Raw genomic sequence first — 13,919 nt, forward strand, 5'->3', positions numbered from 1 at the left:
GGGGACGCTACGCCGCCAGGCCGCGGCGCCGCAGCCGGCGCAGCTGGCCGTCCAGGTAGGGCCGTGCCCGGCGCTGCCCGCCGCGGTGGGCGATCGCCTCGGCGAGCGAGCCGAGGACCCGGGCCAGCCGCTCCTCGTCCGGCTCCCAGCCCCGCCGGCGGCACTCGGCCAGCCAGTCGACCGGCCCGGCGTGGCCGCGGGCGCCGTTGCAGCGGCCGCAGGCGGCGACCTCGTTCTCCGCCCACGACGGGCCGCCCTTCACCCGGGGCACCAGGTGCTCGGTGGTGGGGCGGACCTGGCCGGTGAAGGCGCGCCCGCACCAGATGCAGGTGGCGCCGTCGCGCACCAGCGCCCCGGCCAGCCGGGCCGCGCGATCGGGTTGCACGAGCACCCATGGTCCCCGCCGTCGGTCCCGGGCGCTCGCGGCTGCCCGCCGTCGTCCCGTGGGGCGGCCCACGGACGACGACGGCCCCCGACCTGATCAGGTCGGGGGCCGCATCCGGTGGGCGATACTGGGTTCGAACCAGTGACCTCTTCGGTGTGAACGAAGCGCTCTACCACTGAGCCAATCGCCCGGACGTCGATGATTCTGCCAGACGCTCAACGCCAGAGTGGAACCCACCCCGGGACCCAGTCCGGGACGCCCATCAGGTGCAGGGTCACGACCAGGACCGCGACCACGAACGTCGCCGTCAGCGCGGCGACGGCGAGCCGGACCCACAGCGGCTGCCGGCCGAGCCAGCTGGTCCAGCGGCCCACGTGGTGCCGGGTGAACTGCAGCAGCCGCTCGGCCCAGGTGAACTCCGAGGCGAGGACGAACAGCCCGGCGATGACGGTCAACCAGCCGGGCCCGGGCAGCGGGATGGTGACGACCCCCACCGCGACCACCAGCCCACCGACGATCCCCACGCCGACCCGGTAGGGCGCGTCGAAGGCCCGCCGGGCGGCGATCCGCCGGCGCCAGGCGCTGTCCGCGACCCGCTCGCGCAGGCTGTGCACCCCGTCGCCGGCGAACCGGTCCCGCCGTTCGGCCACGCGCTCCCGCTGGCCCGCCTCCGCGACCGTGTCCCCGGCGCCGGGCATGCCGCCCGGGCGCGGGAGGTGCTCCCCCGGCGCCATCACCGTCTCCTGACCGCTCAGCTCGTCACCTGCCCGTTCGCGACGATCTCCGTGGGTTCCGACGGAGCCTGCCGACCGGGCTCGAGGCTGATGGCGTAGGTGCCGTACTCGTCCAGCCCGGTCGCCGCAGAGCCTACGGTCCGCAGCTCCATCTGTGGGGAAACGACGTCGAACTCCCCGATGGCCTCCGGGGAACCGTCAGCCACCCCCCAGACGACGTAGGTGCTGTCCGAGGTGTCGTTGGGCTGCAGCCCGGTGGAGAGCACCTGGACCTGGCCCTCGCGCGCGACCACGGTCGCCACCCGCCGGCCGTCCTCCTCGGTGAGCGGGGCGATGGCCGCCCGCCCCGGGACCAGCAGCTGGTCGAGCACCTCCGACCGCTGCGCGGCCGCCGCGCGCGCGGCGTCCCGGTCACCGGCGAGGAGCACGTTCCACGCCCCCAGGACCAGCACCGCGGCCACCGCCGCCGCGGCGAGCGCGGTGGGCAGCACCCGGCGCCAGGCCGGCCGGAGATCGGGGTCGATCGCCCGCCGCGGCACCACCGGGCTCAGGGCACTGGCACCGGGCCCGTCGCCGGCCCGTGCGGCCGCCGGGAGCGGCCGTCCGGCGGGGGGCGCCGGTTGCTGCGCGGGCCGCGGCTCGGGCCGGCGCACCTGCTCGGTCTCCTCCACCGCGGCGCGCAGCCGGTCCCGCAGGGCGTCGGAGGGCTCGGCGGCGGGCAGGTCGGCGGCCAGCGTCCCCATCACCTGCTGGGTGTCGGCGACGGTCCGGGCGCAGTGCGCGCACCCGGGCAGGTGGGCGGCGAACCGGTCCTCGTCCTCCGGCTCCAGCGCGTGCAGCGCCCAGCCCACGGCCAACTCGTCCCACGCCCGGTGGTCGTCGCCGGGTGGGGGGGCGGGTGTTCCGGGGATGGTCATCGTGCGGTCCCGTCTGCGGGGGTCTCGCCGGGCACACCCGTGCCCAGCGCGTCCTTGAGGCGGCGCATGCCCGCGAGCATGCGTGTCTTCACCGTGCCCAGCGGCGCCCCGGTGAGCGCGGCGACCTCCCGCTGGGTGTACCCGCCGTAGTAGGCGAGGGTCAGCGCTTCCCGCTGCGGGTCGGGCAGTGCCTGCAGCGCGGTGCGCACCCTGGCCGCGGCGACCCGGTCGGCCGCCTCGTCGGCGACGTCGGAGAGCGCCATCGGCGCGGCCAGGGCGAGCTCGTCCTCGGCCCGGGCCTGGCGGCGCCGGTGTGACTCCTCGCGTCGCACGGCGTCGACCGCCTTGTGGTGGACCATCGCCAGCAACCAGGAGGCGACCGTGCCCCGGCTGCCGTCGAACGCGCCCGGGTCGCGCCAGACGGCGAGGAAGACGTCCTGCAGCACGTCCTCGGCGAGCACGTCGTCGGCGACGACCCGGCGGGCGAGGGCGAACGCCGGCCGGCGGAACCGCTCGTAGAGCTCGTCGATCGCGGTCCGGTCGCCGGAGCCGATCCGGCGCATCAGCTCCCGCTCGGCCGCTCCGTCATCGGGGCGGCGCAGCGGACGGCTCACGAGGCCCATGGTCACACGGGGGGTTCGCCTGTTCGCACCGGATCGGTTCAGCGGCCCGCGCCGAGCACCCATCCGGGTGATCTCACGGGGCGGCTGTGACCGGTGGGGCGGACGGGGCACGACACGCCGCAGGCGGGCGTCACCTCCCCCACCGTTGGTCGTTGTGAAGGACATGGCGCGTTTCCCGAGGTCCGGCTGCACGGCTCGAACGACCCTCCACCTGGTCGGTCCGCAGTCCTGGACGGCAGTCCCGGCCGCGTTGGTCTACGACTCCACCGACCCCTTCGCCGTCCGGATCCGGTTCGGTGACGCCGGCGACGACCCGACCGACGCCCTCGCCGACGCGCTCGCCGAGGAGCTGCCCGGCGGCGACCTGGTCGACGACGGCCTGATCGACGGGGAGTTCCTGGACGAGCCCGAGGACGACGGCGTCGAGTGGCTGCTCAGCCGCGAGCTGCTGCGGGCCGGCCTCACCGCCCCCGCCGGCGACGGCGACGTCCGGCTGTGGCCGGCCCGGGGTGGTCTGGACGTGCTCTTCCTGCAGCTGCGGGCCCCGTCCGGCGAGGCGCTGTTCGAGCTGTCGGCCGCCGTCGTCGGCGACTTCCTGCGCGAGACCGAGATCCTGGTGCCCGTCGGCACGGAGAGCGACGCGTCCTCGGTCGACGAGGAGCTGTCCGAGCTGCTCCGCGGTGGCACCGACAACCCGACCGCGCTGTGACGGCGAACGGGTGCCGGCGCGTCGCTGACCTGGGCGGACACCCCTCCCCGACACCCCGGGTACCCCCCGGGTTTGGTGGCCCGGAGGGCATCGGTTAGAGTTCTTCCCGTTGCACAGCGCAGTACGCAACGAGCAAGCGGACGTGGCTCAGTGGTAGAGCATCACCTTGCCAAGGTGAGGGTCGCGGGTTCGAATCCCGTCGTCCGCTCGGAACTCCCGGGCGCTGGTCGTAGACCGGCGCCCGGCGTGCGGTGGAGTGGCCGAGAGGCGAGGCAACGGCCTGCAAAGCCGTCTACACGGGTTCAAATCCCGTCTCCACCTCGGCGCCGCCCCTGTGGTGTGTCGACGGGGGAGGCGGATCCGGCCAGCGGGCCGGAACGGGCGATTGGCTCAGCGGTAGAGCGCTTCCCTGACACGGAAGAGGTCACTGGTTCGATCCCAGTATCGCCCACCAGCCGGAGAGGCCCCCAGGTCAGCGACCTGGGGGCCTCTCCGCATGTCCGGGGTGTCAGCCGACCGGCACGCCGTCGGCCGCGGCCCGCAGGGCGGCCACGTCCAGCTTGGTCATCCCGAGCATCGCCTGCATCGCGCGCTGGGCACGGTTCGGGTCCGGGTCGGCGAAGACCTCCTTCATCCCGACCGGCACCACCTGCCAGGACAGGCCGTACCTGTCCTTGAGCCACCCGCACTGGCCCTCCTGCCCGCCGTCGCCGGTGAACCGGTCCCAGAGGCGGTCGACCTCCTCCTGGTCGGCGCAGTCCACCTGGAACGAAACGGCCTCGGTGAACGGGAACTGCGGGCCGCCGTTGATCCCGTCGAAACGCTGACCGTTGACCTCGAACTCGATGCTCATCACCTCACCGGCCGGCCCGGGCCCCCCTTCGGGATACCGGGCGACGTCGAGCACGCGCCCACCGCCGAACACGTCGATGTAGTAGTGCGCCGCCTCTTCGGCCTGCCCGTCGAACCACAGGCTGGGGACGATCTTCTGCTGGCTCATGGCCGGTCCTCTCTCGGTGGGCCACCCCGGTCGGGGTCACCCGCGATGAGGACCGCCTCCGGCCACGGAACTCATCGGAGCCGGGTCGGCTCAGCGCAGCGCCGGCGCCACGCGTTCGGCCCAGAAGCGCTCGACCTGCTCGGCCAGCGCGGCCCGGTCGCCGTCGTTGGCCAGCACCACGTCGGCGACCGCGCGCCGCTGCTCGTCGGTGGCCTGGCTGGCGATCCGCGCCCGGGCGTCGTCCTCGGCGAGCCCACGCTCGACCAACCGGGACACCCGGGTCTCCAGGGGGGCCTCGACGACCAGCACGAGGTCGTAGGAGCCGGCCTGACCGGTCTCGACCAGCAGGGGGACGTCCTGGACCACCACGGAGCCGGCCGGCGCCGCCGCGACCAGCTCAGCGGCCCGGGCGCGCACCCGGGGGTGGACGATGGCGTCCAGCCGGGCCCGCGCCGCGGGGTCGCTGAACACGATCGCCGCCAGCGCCGGCCGGTCGAGCGAGCCGTCGGCCGCCAGCACCCCGTCACCGAAGGCGGCGACCACCTCCGCCAGTCCCGGTGTCCCGGGCGCCACCACCTCGCGGGCCAGCCGGTCCGCGTCGACCACCAGCGCGCCGCGCTCGGCCAGCAACGCGGCCACCGTGCTCTTGCCCGACCCGATCCCACCGGTCAGCCCGATCCTCAGCACACCGCGACCCTAGTGAAGGAACCTCGCGCCCGACGGGTCACAGCGAGGTCACAGCGTCGACCGATCGGCGCGTCGCACGAGTCACAGCAGTCACAGGACTTACCTTTCGTCCCGGTGGACCTCCCCCGCCACAGCAGAGAGGCAGTGATCATGTCCCGCAGCACGCTCGACGGCCCGCAGTCGGCCCGCGGCACCTCCCGCCGTGGCCGTCACCGGATCGACGTCCCCGGTGGGGTCCGTTGCTCCGAGCTGCCCGGCGTCCGCGAGCGGCTGCCGCAGCGCCGGGCGTCGTCCTTCCTGCGCGCCCTGCTGCCCACCGTCGCCTCCGGCCGCCACACCTGGGACTTCCTGGCCAACGCCGGCGGCCGCCCCCGCACCGCGTTCGCGATCATCCTCAGCCTCTGAGCCCTCCCAGCTCCTGAGCGGCGCCCCGCCCGCTCGGCGTGCGGCCCACGGCAGCCAGGTCACGGCAGACCTCGCGCTGATCCGGTCAGGGACGACCGGACACCGGCCCGCGCGCTCGCCGATGACGACCCCGTCGACCGCCCCCGGTCGACGGGGTCGTCGTCATGTCATCGCGATCCTCCGGATCGCACCGCGGCCAGGCGCCGTCCCCGACCGCCGCTGAGCCGCCCCGTCGCTCGATCGCGGGACAGGACACACCCAGCACCGCGACGATCGCTGGCACAGACGACAGTGCGCCGCCCACCCCGGAGGGTGGACGGCGCACTGTTCAGGTGCTGCTCAGCAGAGCGGCGAGGTCACTCCCCGCCGGCGAGCTTGGCGCGCAGCGCGGCCAGAGCCTCGTCGGAGGCGAGCGTGCCGCCGCCACCGCCGCTGCTGCTACCGCCGCCACCGGTGGAGACGGTGTCGTCCTCCGGCTCGGCAGCGCTGGAGTAGCTGCCGCCGGCAGCGGCCTCGGCGTCGGCCTCCTTCGCCGCGGCGATCTGCTTGCGGTGCGCCTCGAACCGGGCCTGGGCCTCGGCGTACTGCTTCTCCCACGTCTCGCGGGCCTCGTCGTAGCCCTCGAGCCACTCGCCGGTCTCGGAGTCGAAGCCCTCCGGGTAGATGTAGTTGCCCTGCTCGTCGTAGGACGCGGCCATGCCGTAGGCGGCCGGGTCGAACTGGTCCTCGTCGCCGACGACGCCCTCGTTGGCCTGCTTCAGCGACAGCGAGATGCGACGGCGGTCCAGGTCGATGTCGATGACCTTGACCAGGATCTCGTCGCCCACCTGGACGACCTGCTCCGGGATCTCCACGTGGCGCTCGGCCAGCTCGGAGATGTGGACCAGGCCCTCGATGCCCTCGTCGACACGGACGAACGCACCGAAGGGCACCAGCTTGGTGACCTTGCCGGGCACGACCTGCCCGATCTGGTGCGTGCGGGCGAACTGACGCCACGGGTCCTCCTGCGTCGCCTTCAGCGACAGCGAGACCCGCTCACGGTCCAGGTCGACGTCGAGGACCTCGACGGTGACCTCCTGGCCGACCTCGACGACCTCGGACGGGTGGTCGATGTGCTTCCAGGACAGCTCGGAGACGTGCACCAGGCCGTCCACGCCACCCAGGTCGACGAACGCACCGAAGTTGACGATCGAGGAGACGACGCCCGTGCGGACCTGGCCCTTGGCGAGCTTGTTGAGGAACTCGCTGCGCACCTCGGACTGGGTCTGCTCCAGCCACTGGCGGCGGGACAGGACCACGTTGTTGCGGTTCTTGTCCAGCTCGATGATCTTCGCCTCGAGCTCGCGGCCCACGTAGGGCTGCAGGTCGCGGACGCGACGCATCTCGACCAGCGAGGCGGGGAGGAACCCGCGCAGGCCGATGTCGAGGATCAGGCCGCCCTTGACGACCTCGATGACGGTGCCGGTGACGACCTCGTCGGCTTCCTTCTTCGCCTCGATCGTGCCCCAGGCGCGCTCGTACTGTGCGCGCTTCTTGGACAGGATGAGGCGGCCTTCCTTGTCCTCCTTCTGGAGGACGAGGGCTTCCACCTCGTCGCCGACCTTGACGACCTCGGTCGGGTCGACGTCGTGCTTGATGGACAGCTCGCGCGAGGGGATGACGCCCTCGGTCTTGTAGCCGATGTCCAGCAGCACCTCATCCCGGTCGACCTTGACGATCACGCCTTCGACGATGTCGCCGTCGTTGAAGTACTTGATGGTCTGGTCGATCGCGGCGAGGAAGTCCTCGGCGGTGCCGATGTCGTTGACCGCGATCTGGGGGGTGCTGTCGGGACGGACCTGGGTGGAGGTCATGTGGTCGAGTGCTCCGGACGGGGGGTGCGTAGGGACAGGGGAACCCGGGACCAGGCGGCCACGGGCGGCTTCGCGGGCAGGGAACCGAGGGGGATCGCCCTCCCGCTGAGGGGGACGAACACCACAGACCTCTGGCGCAATTCCCCATCGTACGGACGTCGGCTGGGCAGGTCCACCACGGGTCCGGCCGGTGTGCCGCGCCCCGGCGTGTCACGATCGGCGCGCCATGGACCCCGCCCAGGACCCGCTCCCCCTCCCGCTGGCCGCGGACGGCTATCCCGCCGCCGGCGACGTCACGCGCCGCCCGGTCGGTCAGACCGAGTCGGCCCGGGCCAACCGCGGGTGGTGGGACGCCGCCGCACCCGCCTACCTCGCCGAGCACGGCACCGACCTGGGCGACGCGGACTTCCTGTGGTGCCCCGAGGGCCTCCGGGAGGCCGACGCACACCTGCTCGGGGAGGTGGCCGGGCGCCGGGTGCTGGAGATCGGCTGCGGCTCGGCCCCCTGCTCCCGCTGGCTGCGCCGCGCCGGCGCCGCCCCGGTGGCGCTGGACGTCTCGGGCGGGATGCTCGCCCGGGCCGCGGAGCTGAACCGGGCCACCGGCCTGTCGGTGCCGCTGTTGCAGGCCGACGCCGGGGCGCTGCCGCTGGCCACCGGCAGCGTCGACCTGGCGTGCTCGGCGTTCGGGGGGCTGCCGTTCGTCGCGGACGCGGGTGCGGTGCTGCGCGAGGTCGCCCGGGTGCTCCGGCCCGGTGGGCGGTTCGTCGCCTCGGTCAACCACCCGATGCGCTGGGCGATGCCGGACTCCCCCGACCCCGAGGACCTGCGGGTCGTCTCCTCCTACTTCGACCGCACGCCCTACGTCGAGACCGACGGCGCCGGGCGCACGGTCTACGTCGAGCACCACCGCACGGTCGGCGACTGGGTGCGGGCCGTCGTCGACGCAGGCCTGGTGCTGCGGGACCTGCTGGAGCCAGAGTGGACCCCGGGCCGCACCCAGACCTGGGGGCAGTGGTCCCCCGCGCGGGGAGCGCTCGTGCCGGGCACGCTCGTGCTGGTCTGCGAGTTGCCCCACCGACCGGAGGAGACCGCATGGACGAGCTGACCGACCAGGCGCAGACCCTGGACGGCCCTGCGGCGCCCGCACTGGACGACGCCGCGCACCGGGCCCTGGACGGCGCCGCCGAGACGGCCCTGGTGGTGCTGGTGCCCGAGGCGGACCCGGTGGTCGGCGACCACCGGCGGCAGTTCGACGCGTCGGCGGTCTGGGGCGTGCCGGCGCACGTCACCGTCATCTACCCCTTCGCGCCGCCGAACCAGGTCGACGAGGGGATGCTGGTCCAGCTGGGCCGGGTGGTCGCCACCCAGCCGGTCTTCGACTGCGTGCTGGACCACACCGGCTGCTTCGGCGAGGAGGTGCTGTGGCTGGCCCCGGCCGACGACGAGCCGTTCCGCCGGCTCACCGCCGCGGTGGTCGAGGCCTTCCCCGACCACCCGCCCTACCGGAGCGCGCACGGCGAGGACCCGAGCCCGCACCTCTCGGTGGCCGAGCGGCGCCTCGGCGACGACGCCGGCCTGCGCACGGTCGCCGAGGCGATCCGGGAACAGCTGCCCATCCGGTCGCAGGTGACCACGGTGAGCCTCTTCGCCGGCACCCGGGAGCCCGACTCCTGGCACCTGGTCGCCGAGTTCCCGCTGGCTGAGCCGCCCGCCTGACGGATCACCCCGTCCCACTCGGCCCCCGTGCAGGGGCCCGCCGCGAGCCTGCGAGCGGTGGGCAGAAGGACCTCGTCCCCCTCCCCCCTCGCAGGCTCGGGGCGAGCCTCCGGACGAGGCCGTCAGTGGGCGGCGGCGTCCCAGCTGGCGCCGACGCCCACGGAGACCTCCAGCGCGACCGACAGCTGCGCCGCGCCGGCCATCTCCCGACGCACCAGGGCCTCGAGCTGCTCCCGCTCCCCCGGGGCCACCTCGAGCACGAGCTCGTCGTGGACCTGCAGCAGCATCCGCGAGCGCAGGCCCTCGGCCTCGATCGCCCGTTCCACGCCGAGCATCGCCACCTTGATGACGTCGGCGGCCGAGCCCTGGATGGGGGCGTTGAGCGCCATCCGCTCGGCCATCTCCCGGCGCTGCCGGTTGTCGCTGGTCAGGTCGGGCAGGTAGCGCCGGCGGCCCAGCGTCGTCTCGGTGTACCCGGTCTGCCGGGCGTCGTCGACCACGCCGTCGAGGTAGTCGCGGATGCCGCCGAACCGCTCGAAGTAGGCGTGCATCTGCGCCCGCGCCTCCTCCGGGGTGATCCGCAGCTGCTGGGCCAGCCCGTAGGCGGACAGTCCGTAGGCCAGCCCGTAGCTCATCGCCTTGATCCGGCGGCGCATCTCCGGGTCGACCGCCTCGATCGGGATGCCGAAGGCCCGCGAGGCGACGAAGGAGTGCAGGTCCTCCCCCGAGGTGAAGGCCTCGATCAGCCCCGCGTCCTCGGACAGGTGCGCCATGATGCGCATCTCGATCTGGCTGTAGTCGGCGGTCATCAGCGACTCGTAGCCCGGGCCGACCACGAACGCCTGCCGGATCCGGCGGCCCTCGGCGCTGCGGATCGGGATGTTCTGCAGGTTGGGGTCGGTGGAGCTGAGCCGGCCGGTGGCGGCGATCGTCTGCTGGTAGGTGGTGTGGATCCGCCCGGCGTCGTCCACCATCGGGATCAGCCCGTCGATGACGGTGCGCAGCCGGGTGACGTCGCGGTGCCGGAGCAGGTGCTCGAGGAACGGGTGACCGGTGGAGGCCAGCAGCGAGGTCAGCGCCTCGGCGTCGGTGGTGTAGCCGGTCTTGTTCTTCTTGGTCTTCGGCAGCCCCAGCTCGTCGAACAGCACCGCCTGCAGCTGCTTGGGCGAGCCCAGGTTGATCTCCTTGCCGATGACGGCGTAGGCCTCCTGCGCGGCCTCGGCGACCTGGGCGGCGAACTCCTTCTGCAGCTCGTGCAGGGAGTCCAGGTCAGCGGCGATGCCGCGACGCTCCATCGCGGCGAGCACCCGGGTCAGCGGCAGCTCGATCTGGCCCAGCAGGTGGTCACCACCGCGCTGGCCGAGCACCTGCTCGAGGGCGTCGGAGAGGTCGTTGACCGCGACCGCCTTGAGCACGTCTGCGTGCGCGGCCTCGGCGGCGACGTCGGCCTCGGTGGGGCCGAGACCGTCGAGGGTCAGCTGCTCCTCGGGCGCGGCGGCGTCCTTGAGCTCGCGGCGCAGGTAGCGCACCGCCAGGTCGCCCAGGTCGAACGAGCGCTGACCGGGGTTGGCCAGGTAGGCGGCGAGCGCGGTGTCGCTGGCGAGCCCGCGCAGCTCCCACCCGCGGGCCCAGACGGCCAGCAGCGGGCCCTTGACCTCGTGCACGACCTTGGGCGCGGCCGGGTCGGCCAGCCAGTCGGCCAGCGCCTGCTCGTCGGCGGCGTCGAGTGCGGGGCCCTGCTCGTGGTCGGTGAGGTCGACGAAGGTCGCGTGGTCGTCGGCCGCGGCCAGCGCCAGGCCGGTGAGCTCGCCGGTGCCGCGGCCCCAGGTGCCGCGGAAGACGATGCCGGTGTGCCCGGTGCGGGCGTGCGCGGCGAGCCAGTCGCCGAGCCCGCCGGGAGCCACCTCGTCGGCGGTGGCCTCGAAACCGCCGTCGACCTCCGGCTCGGCGCTGGAGAGGGTGGCGAAGAGCCGGTCGCGCAGCACCCGGAACTGCAGGTTGTCGAAGAGGGTGTGCACCTCGTTGCGGTCCCAGGGCTGGACGGCGAGGTCCACCGGGCCCACCTCCAGCGGCACCTGCCGGTCGAGCTCGGTGAGCCGCCGGTTCTGCAGCACCTGGGAGAGGTGCTCGCGCAGCTTCTCCCCGACCTTGCCCTTGACCGTGTCGACCTGGTCGACCAGGGCGTCGAGCGAGCCGTACTCGCGCACCCACTTGGCCGCGGTCTTCTCCCCCACGCTCGGGATGTTCGGCAGGTTGTCGCTCGGGTCGCCGCGCAGCGCGGCGAAGTCCGGGTACTGCACCGGGCTGAGCCCGTACTTGGCCTCGACCTCCCCCGGGGTGAACCGGGTCAGGTCGGAGACGCCCTTGCGGGGGTAGAGCACCGTCACGTGCTCGTTGACCAGCTGGAGCGCGTCGCGGTCACCGGTGCAGATGAGCACGTCCATGCCCTGCTCGACCGCCTGCACGGTGAGCGTGGCGATGACGTCGTCGGCCTCGTAGCCCTCGGCGGTGATCACCGGGACGTGCAGCGCGCCGAGGACCTCCTGGACGAGGCTGACCTGCCCGCGGAAGTCGGTGGGGCTCTCGGCCCGGTTGGCCTTGTACTCGGCGTAGATCTCGCTGCGGAAGGTCTTCCGGCTGACGTCGAAGGCGACCGCCAGGTGCGAGGGCTGCTCGTCGCGCAGCACGTTGATCAGCATCGAGGTGAAGCCGTAGACCGCGTTGGTCGGCTGCCCCGTGGTCGTGGAGAAGTTCTCCACCGGCAGGGCGAAGAAGGCCCGGTAGGCCAGTGAGTGGCCGTCGAGCAGGAGCAGCCGGGGCCGGCCGCCCTCGGCGGTCGGGACCGGGGCGGCAGCGGGGGCGTCGGACGGGGCGGCGGCGGGAGCGGACATCGCCCGCGATCCTAAGTCCGCCCACCGACATCCCGGCCCCGCGCCGCGGTGGCTAGCGTGCGGCAGCGTGACGTACCCACGACCTGACTGGCTGCCGGCCGACACGCAGGGCCCGCTCGACGACAAGCTGGGCATCCGGATCACCGAGTGGGACCCCGACCGCCTGGTCGCGACCATGCCGGTGGCCGGCAACGAGCAGCCCTTCGGCCTGCTGCACGGCGGCGCGACCTGCGCGCTGGCCGAGAGCATCGGCTCGTACGCGGCGGTGCTGCACGCCGGTCCCGGGGGCTCGGTGGTCGGCATCGAGCTCAACGCCAGCTACCTCAGCGGCGCCCGTTCCGGCCTGGTCACCGCGGTGTGCACCCCGGTCCGCCGCGGCCGCACCCTGGCGACCTTCCTCATCTCCGTGTCCGACGACACCGGACGGCCCACGGCCAGCGCGCGGCTGACCTGCATGATCCGACCGGCGCGCACCGCGACGCCGAACTGAGCGCCCGGACCGGTGGTGCGCGACCGACCGTCAGCACGTCGGCGTGTCGCAGATGTGTCACGAAGCGTCGCAGCAGGTCGAGGCCGTAACACGGGTGGGTTACTGTCCCGCCTCACATCCAACGGCTGGGAGGTCGAGTGACGCACGCGCCCCACCGTGCCGCGAGGCGCGGGGAACGCAGCTCCACCCGGGAGGCCTCGTCGGCCCCGCGAACACCCTGGCGGAGCGCACGCCACTGGGGCGGCGGCCGTCGTCCCCTGACCCTGGCCCTGCTCATCGCCGCGGTCGCGATGGCCTTCGCCACGCTCGTACCCGGGATCGCCTCCGCCGAGGGCGAGCAGGTGCGCGGCACCCTGCAGACCAGCGTCAGCGGCCCGATCGAGGGCGTCACGGTCGAGGTGACGACGCCGGACGGCGACCCCGTGGACACCGTCCAGACCGACGAGGACGGCCGGTGGGAGGTCGACCTGCCGGGCCCCGGCCAGTACGTCGTCAGCGTCGACCCCGACGACCTGCCGGAGGAGGTCGAGCTCAACGGCGAGCCCAGCCGGACGGTCACCGTCGACCTCGGGCGACAGCAGCCGGTGAACATCGGCCTGAACGACGGCAGCCGCAACGACGGCGGCGGCACGATCCGCGCGGTCCAGCTGTTCGTCGACGGGCTGCGGTTCGGGCTGCTGATCGCCATGGCCGCCGTCGGCCTGTCGCTGATCTACGGCACCACCGGGCTGACCAACTTCGCCCACGGCGAGCTGGTCACCATCGGCGCCGTCGCGGCCTGGTACATCAACGTCCAGGGTGGGGTGCCGCTGATCCCGGCGGCCCTGCTGGCGATGGTGGTCGGCGGCGTCGTCGGCGCGCTCAACGAACTGGCCATCTGGCGGCCGCTGCGGCGCCGCGGCACCGGGCTCATCGCGGCGCTGGTCGTCTCGATCGGCCTGTCGCTGGCGCTGCGGTACGGCTACCAGATCTTCTACGGCGGGTTCTCCAACCCCTACGCCGACTTCCAGGGGCAGCGGGCGGAGAGCTACGGCCCGTTCACCCTGCAGGACCGGGACGTCGCCTCGATCGCCATCGCGGTCGTGGTGCTGGTGCTGGTCGCGCTCATGCTGCAGCGCACCAAGATCGGCAAGGCGATGCGAGCCGTCTCGGACAACCGCGACCTCGCCGCGTCCTCCGGGATCGACGTCAACCGGGTGATCCTCTTCGTCTGGGTGCTCGGCGGGGCGCTCGCCGCGCTCGGCGGGGTGCTCCTCGGCCTCTCCGACCAGGTCCAGTGGGACATGGGCTTCCGGCTGCTGCTGCTGATGTTCGCCGGGGTCACCCTGGGCGGGCTCGGGACCGCCTACGGCGCCCTGCTCGGCAGCATCATCGTCGGCGTCTTCGTGCAGATGTCCACCCTCGTCATCCCGAATGACATGAAGTACGTCGGAGGGCTGCTCCTCTTGATCGTCATCCTCGTCGTCCGTCCCCAGGGCATCCTGGGCAGCCGCGCCAGGATCGGCTGAC

General features: G+C 73.4%; 14 protein-coding genes and 4 tRNA genes. 9 read left to right on the forward strand and 9 right to left on the reverse strand.

What is annotated here, in order from left to right; all coding sequences use genetic code 11:
- Positions 1–7 precede the first annotated feature (7 nt).
- The 5 genes from ACI79U_RS03175 to ACI79U_RS03195 form a co-directional block, all read right to left on the reverse strand.
- Complete coding sequence (locus ACI79U_RS03175) at positions 8–385, reverse strand: HNH endonuclease (RefSeq protein ID WP_457064857.1); 378 nt, start codon at positions 383–385, stop codon at positions 8–10.
- A gap of 118 nt (positions 386–503) precedes the next feature.
- A tRNA-Val gene (locus tag ACI79U_RS03180) sits at positions 504–575 on the reverse strand.
- A 25-nt stretch (positions 576–600) separates the two neighbouring features.
- Positions 601–1,119 carry a TIGR02611 family protein gene (locus tag ACI79U_RS03185; protein ID WP_457064855.1) on the reverse strand — a complete coding sequence of 173 codons (519 nt, stop codon included), beginning with the start codon at positions 1,117–1,119 and terminating at the stop codon, positions 601–603.
- A gap of 17 nt (positions 1,120–1,136) precedes the next feature.
- A complete protein-coding gene (locus tag ACI79U_RS03190) occupies positions 1,137–2,036 on the reverse strand; it encodes an anti-sigma factor domain-containing protein (RefSeq protein WP_457064853.1) in 900 nt (299 codons plus the stop codon).
- Positions 2,033–2,659, reverse strand: coding sequence for a sigma-70 family RNA polymerase sigma factor (locus ACI79U_RS03195; RefSeq protein ID WP_457064851.1), 627 nt, complete (start codon positions 2,657–2,659; stop codon positions 2,033–2,035). Before ACI79U_RS03195 ends, ACI79U_RS03190 begins: the two co-directional genes overlap by 4 nt.
- A gap of 250 nt (positions 2,660–2,909) precedes the next feature.
- Here ACI79U_RS03195 and ACI79U_RS03200 point away from each other — a divergent pair, with 250 nt between their 5' ends.
- From ACI79U_RS03200 to ACI79U_RS03215, 4 genes are all read left to right on the forward strand, one after another.
- Positions 2,910–3,368, forward strand: coding sequence for an SsgA family sporulation/cell division regulator (locus ACI79U_RS03200; RefSeq protein WP_457064849.1), 459 nt, complete (start codon positions 2,910–2,912; stop codon positions 3,366–3,368).
- A 136-nt stretch (positions 3,369–3,504) separates the two neighbouring features.
- Positions 3,505–3,576 (forward strand) — tRNA-Gly (locus tag ACI79U_RS03205).
- 42 nt (positions 3,577–3,618) lie between these two features.
- A tRNA-Cys gene (locus ACI79U_RS03210) sits at positions 3,619–3,689 on the forward strand.
- A 58-nt stretch (positions 3,690–3,747) separates the two neighbouring features.
- A tRNA-Val gene (locus ACI79U_RS03215) sits at positions 3,748–3,822 on the forward strand.
- 54 nt (positions 3,823–3,876) lie between these two features.
- On the opposite strand, the gene ACI79U_RS03220 is transcribed toward ACI79U_RS03215, so the two are convergent.
- A complete protein-coding gene (locus ACI79U_RS03220; protein ID WP_457064847.1) occupies positions 3,877–4,368 on the reverse strand; it encodes a VOC family protein in 492 nt (163 codons plus the stop codon).
- 90 nt (positions 4,369–4,458) lie between these two features.
- Positions 4,459–5,055 (reverse strand): dephospho-CoA kinase, encoded by a 597-nt coding sequence (gene coaE, locus ACI79U_RS03225; protein ID WP_457064845.1) that lies wholly within the window; start codon positions 5,053–5,055, stop codon positions 4,459–4,461.
- Between the two features lie 150 nt (positions 5,056–5,205).
- On the opposite strand from coaE, the gene ACI79U_RS03230 reads away from it, so the two are divergent.
- Positions 5,206–5,460, forward strand: coding sequence for a hypothetical protein (locus ACI79U_RS03230; RefSeq protein ID WP_457064843.1), 255 nt, complete (start codon positions 5,206–5,208; stop codon positions 5,458–5,460).
- Between the two features lie 356 nt (positions 5,461–5,816).
- Here the strand turns inward: ACI79U_RS03230 and rpsA are convergent, their stop codons facing one another.
- Positions 5,817–7,313, reverse strand: coding sequence for a 30S ribosomal protein S1 (rpsA, locus tag ACI79U_RS03235; protein WP_457064841.1), 1,497 nt, complete (start codon positions 7,311–7,313; stop codon positions 5,817–5,819).
- A 226-nt stretch (positions 7,314–7,539) separates the two neighbouring features.
- Here rpsA and ACI79U_RS03240 point away from each other — a divergent pair, with 226 nt between their 5' ends.
- On the forward strand, positions 7,540–8,418 hold the full coding sequence (locus ACI79U_RS03240) for a class I SAM-dependent methyltransferase (protein WP_457064839.1): 879 nt from the start codon (positions 7,540–7,542) through the stop codon (positions 8,416–8,418).
- On the forward strand, positions 8,406–9,029 hold the full coding sequence (locus ACI79U_RS03245; RefSeq protein ID WP_457064837.1) for a 2'-5' RNA ligase family protein: 624 nt from the start codon (positions 8,406–8,408) through the stop codon (positions 9,027–9,029). The genes ACI79U_RS03240 and ACI79U_RS03245 overlap by 13 nt, the downstream gene beginning before the upstream one ends.
- Before the next feature lie 122 nt (positions 9,030–9,151).
- Here ACI79U_RS03245 and polA read toward each other — a convergent pair whose 3' ends face one another.
- Positions 9,152–11,920, reverse strand: a complete 2,769-nt coding sequence (gene polA, locus ACI79U_RS03250) for a DNA polymerase I (protein ID WP_457064835.1) — start codon at positions 11,918–11,920, stop codon at positions 9,152–9,154.
- A 67-nt stretch (positions 11,921–11,987) separates the two neighbouring features.
- On the opposite strand from polA, the gene ACI79U_RS03255 reads away from it, so the two are divergent.
- Together ACI79U_RS03255 and ACI79U_RS03260 are read left to right on the forward strand one after the other, a co-directional pair.
- The gene (locus ACI79U_RS03255; protein ID WP_457064833.1) at positions 11,988–12,410 is read left to right on the forward strand and encodes a PaaI family thioesterase; all 423 of its coding nucleotides are present in this window, start codon (positions 11,988–11,990) and stop codon (positions 12,408–12,410) included.
- Positions 12,411–12,700: 290 nt separating this feature from the next.
- Positions 12,701–13,918 carry a branched-chain amino acid ABC transporter permease gene (locus ACI79U_RS03260; protein ID WP_457064831.1) on the forward strand — a complete coding sequence of 406 codons (1,218 nt, stop codon included), beginning with the start codon at positions 12,701–12,703 and terminating at the stop codon, positions 13,916–13,918.
- The last annotated feature ends 1 nt before the right edge of the window (position 13,919 follow it).

Source organism: Modestobacter sp. SYSU DS0904 (assembly GCF_054051115.1).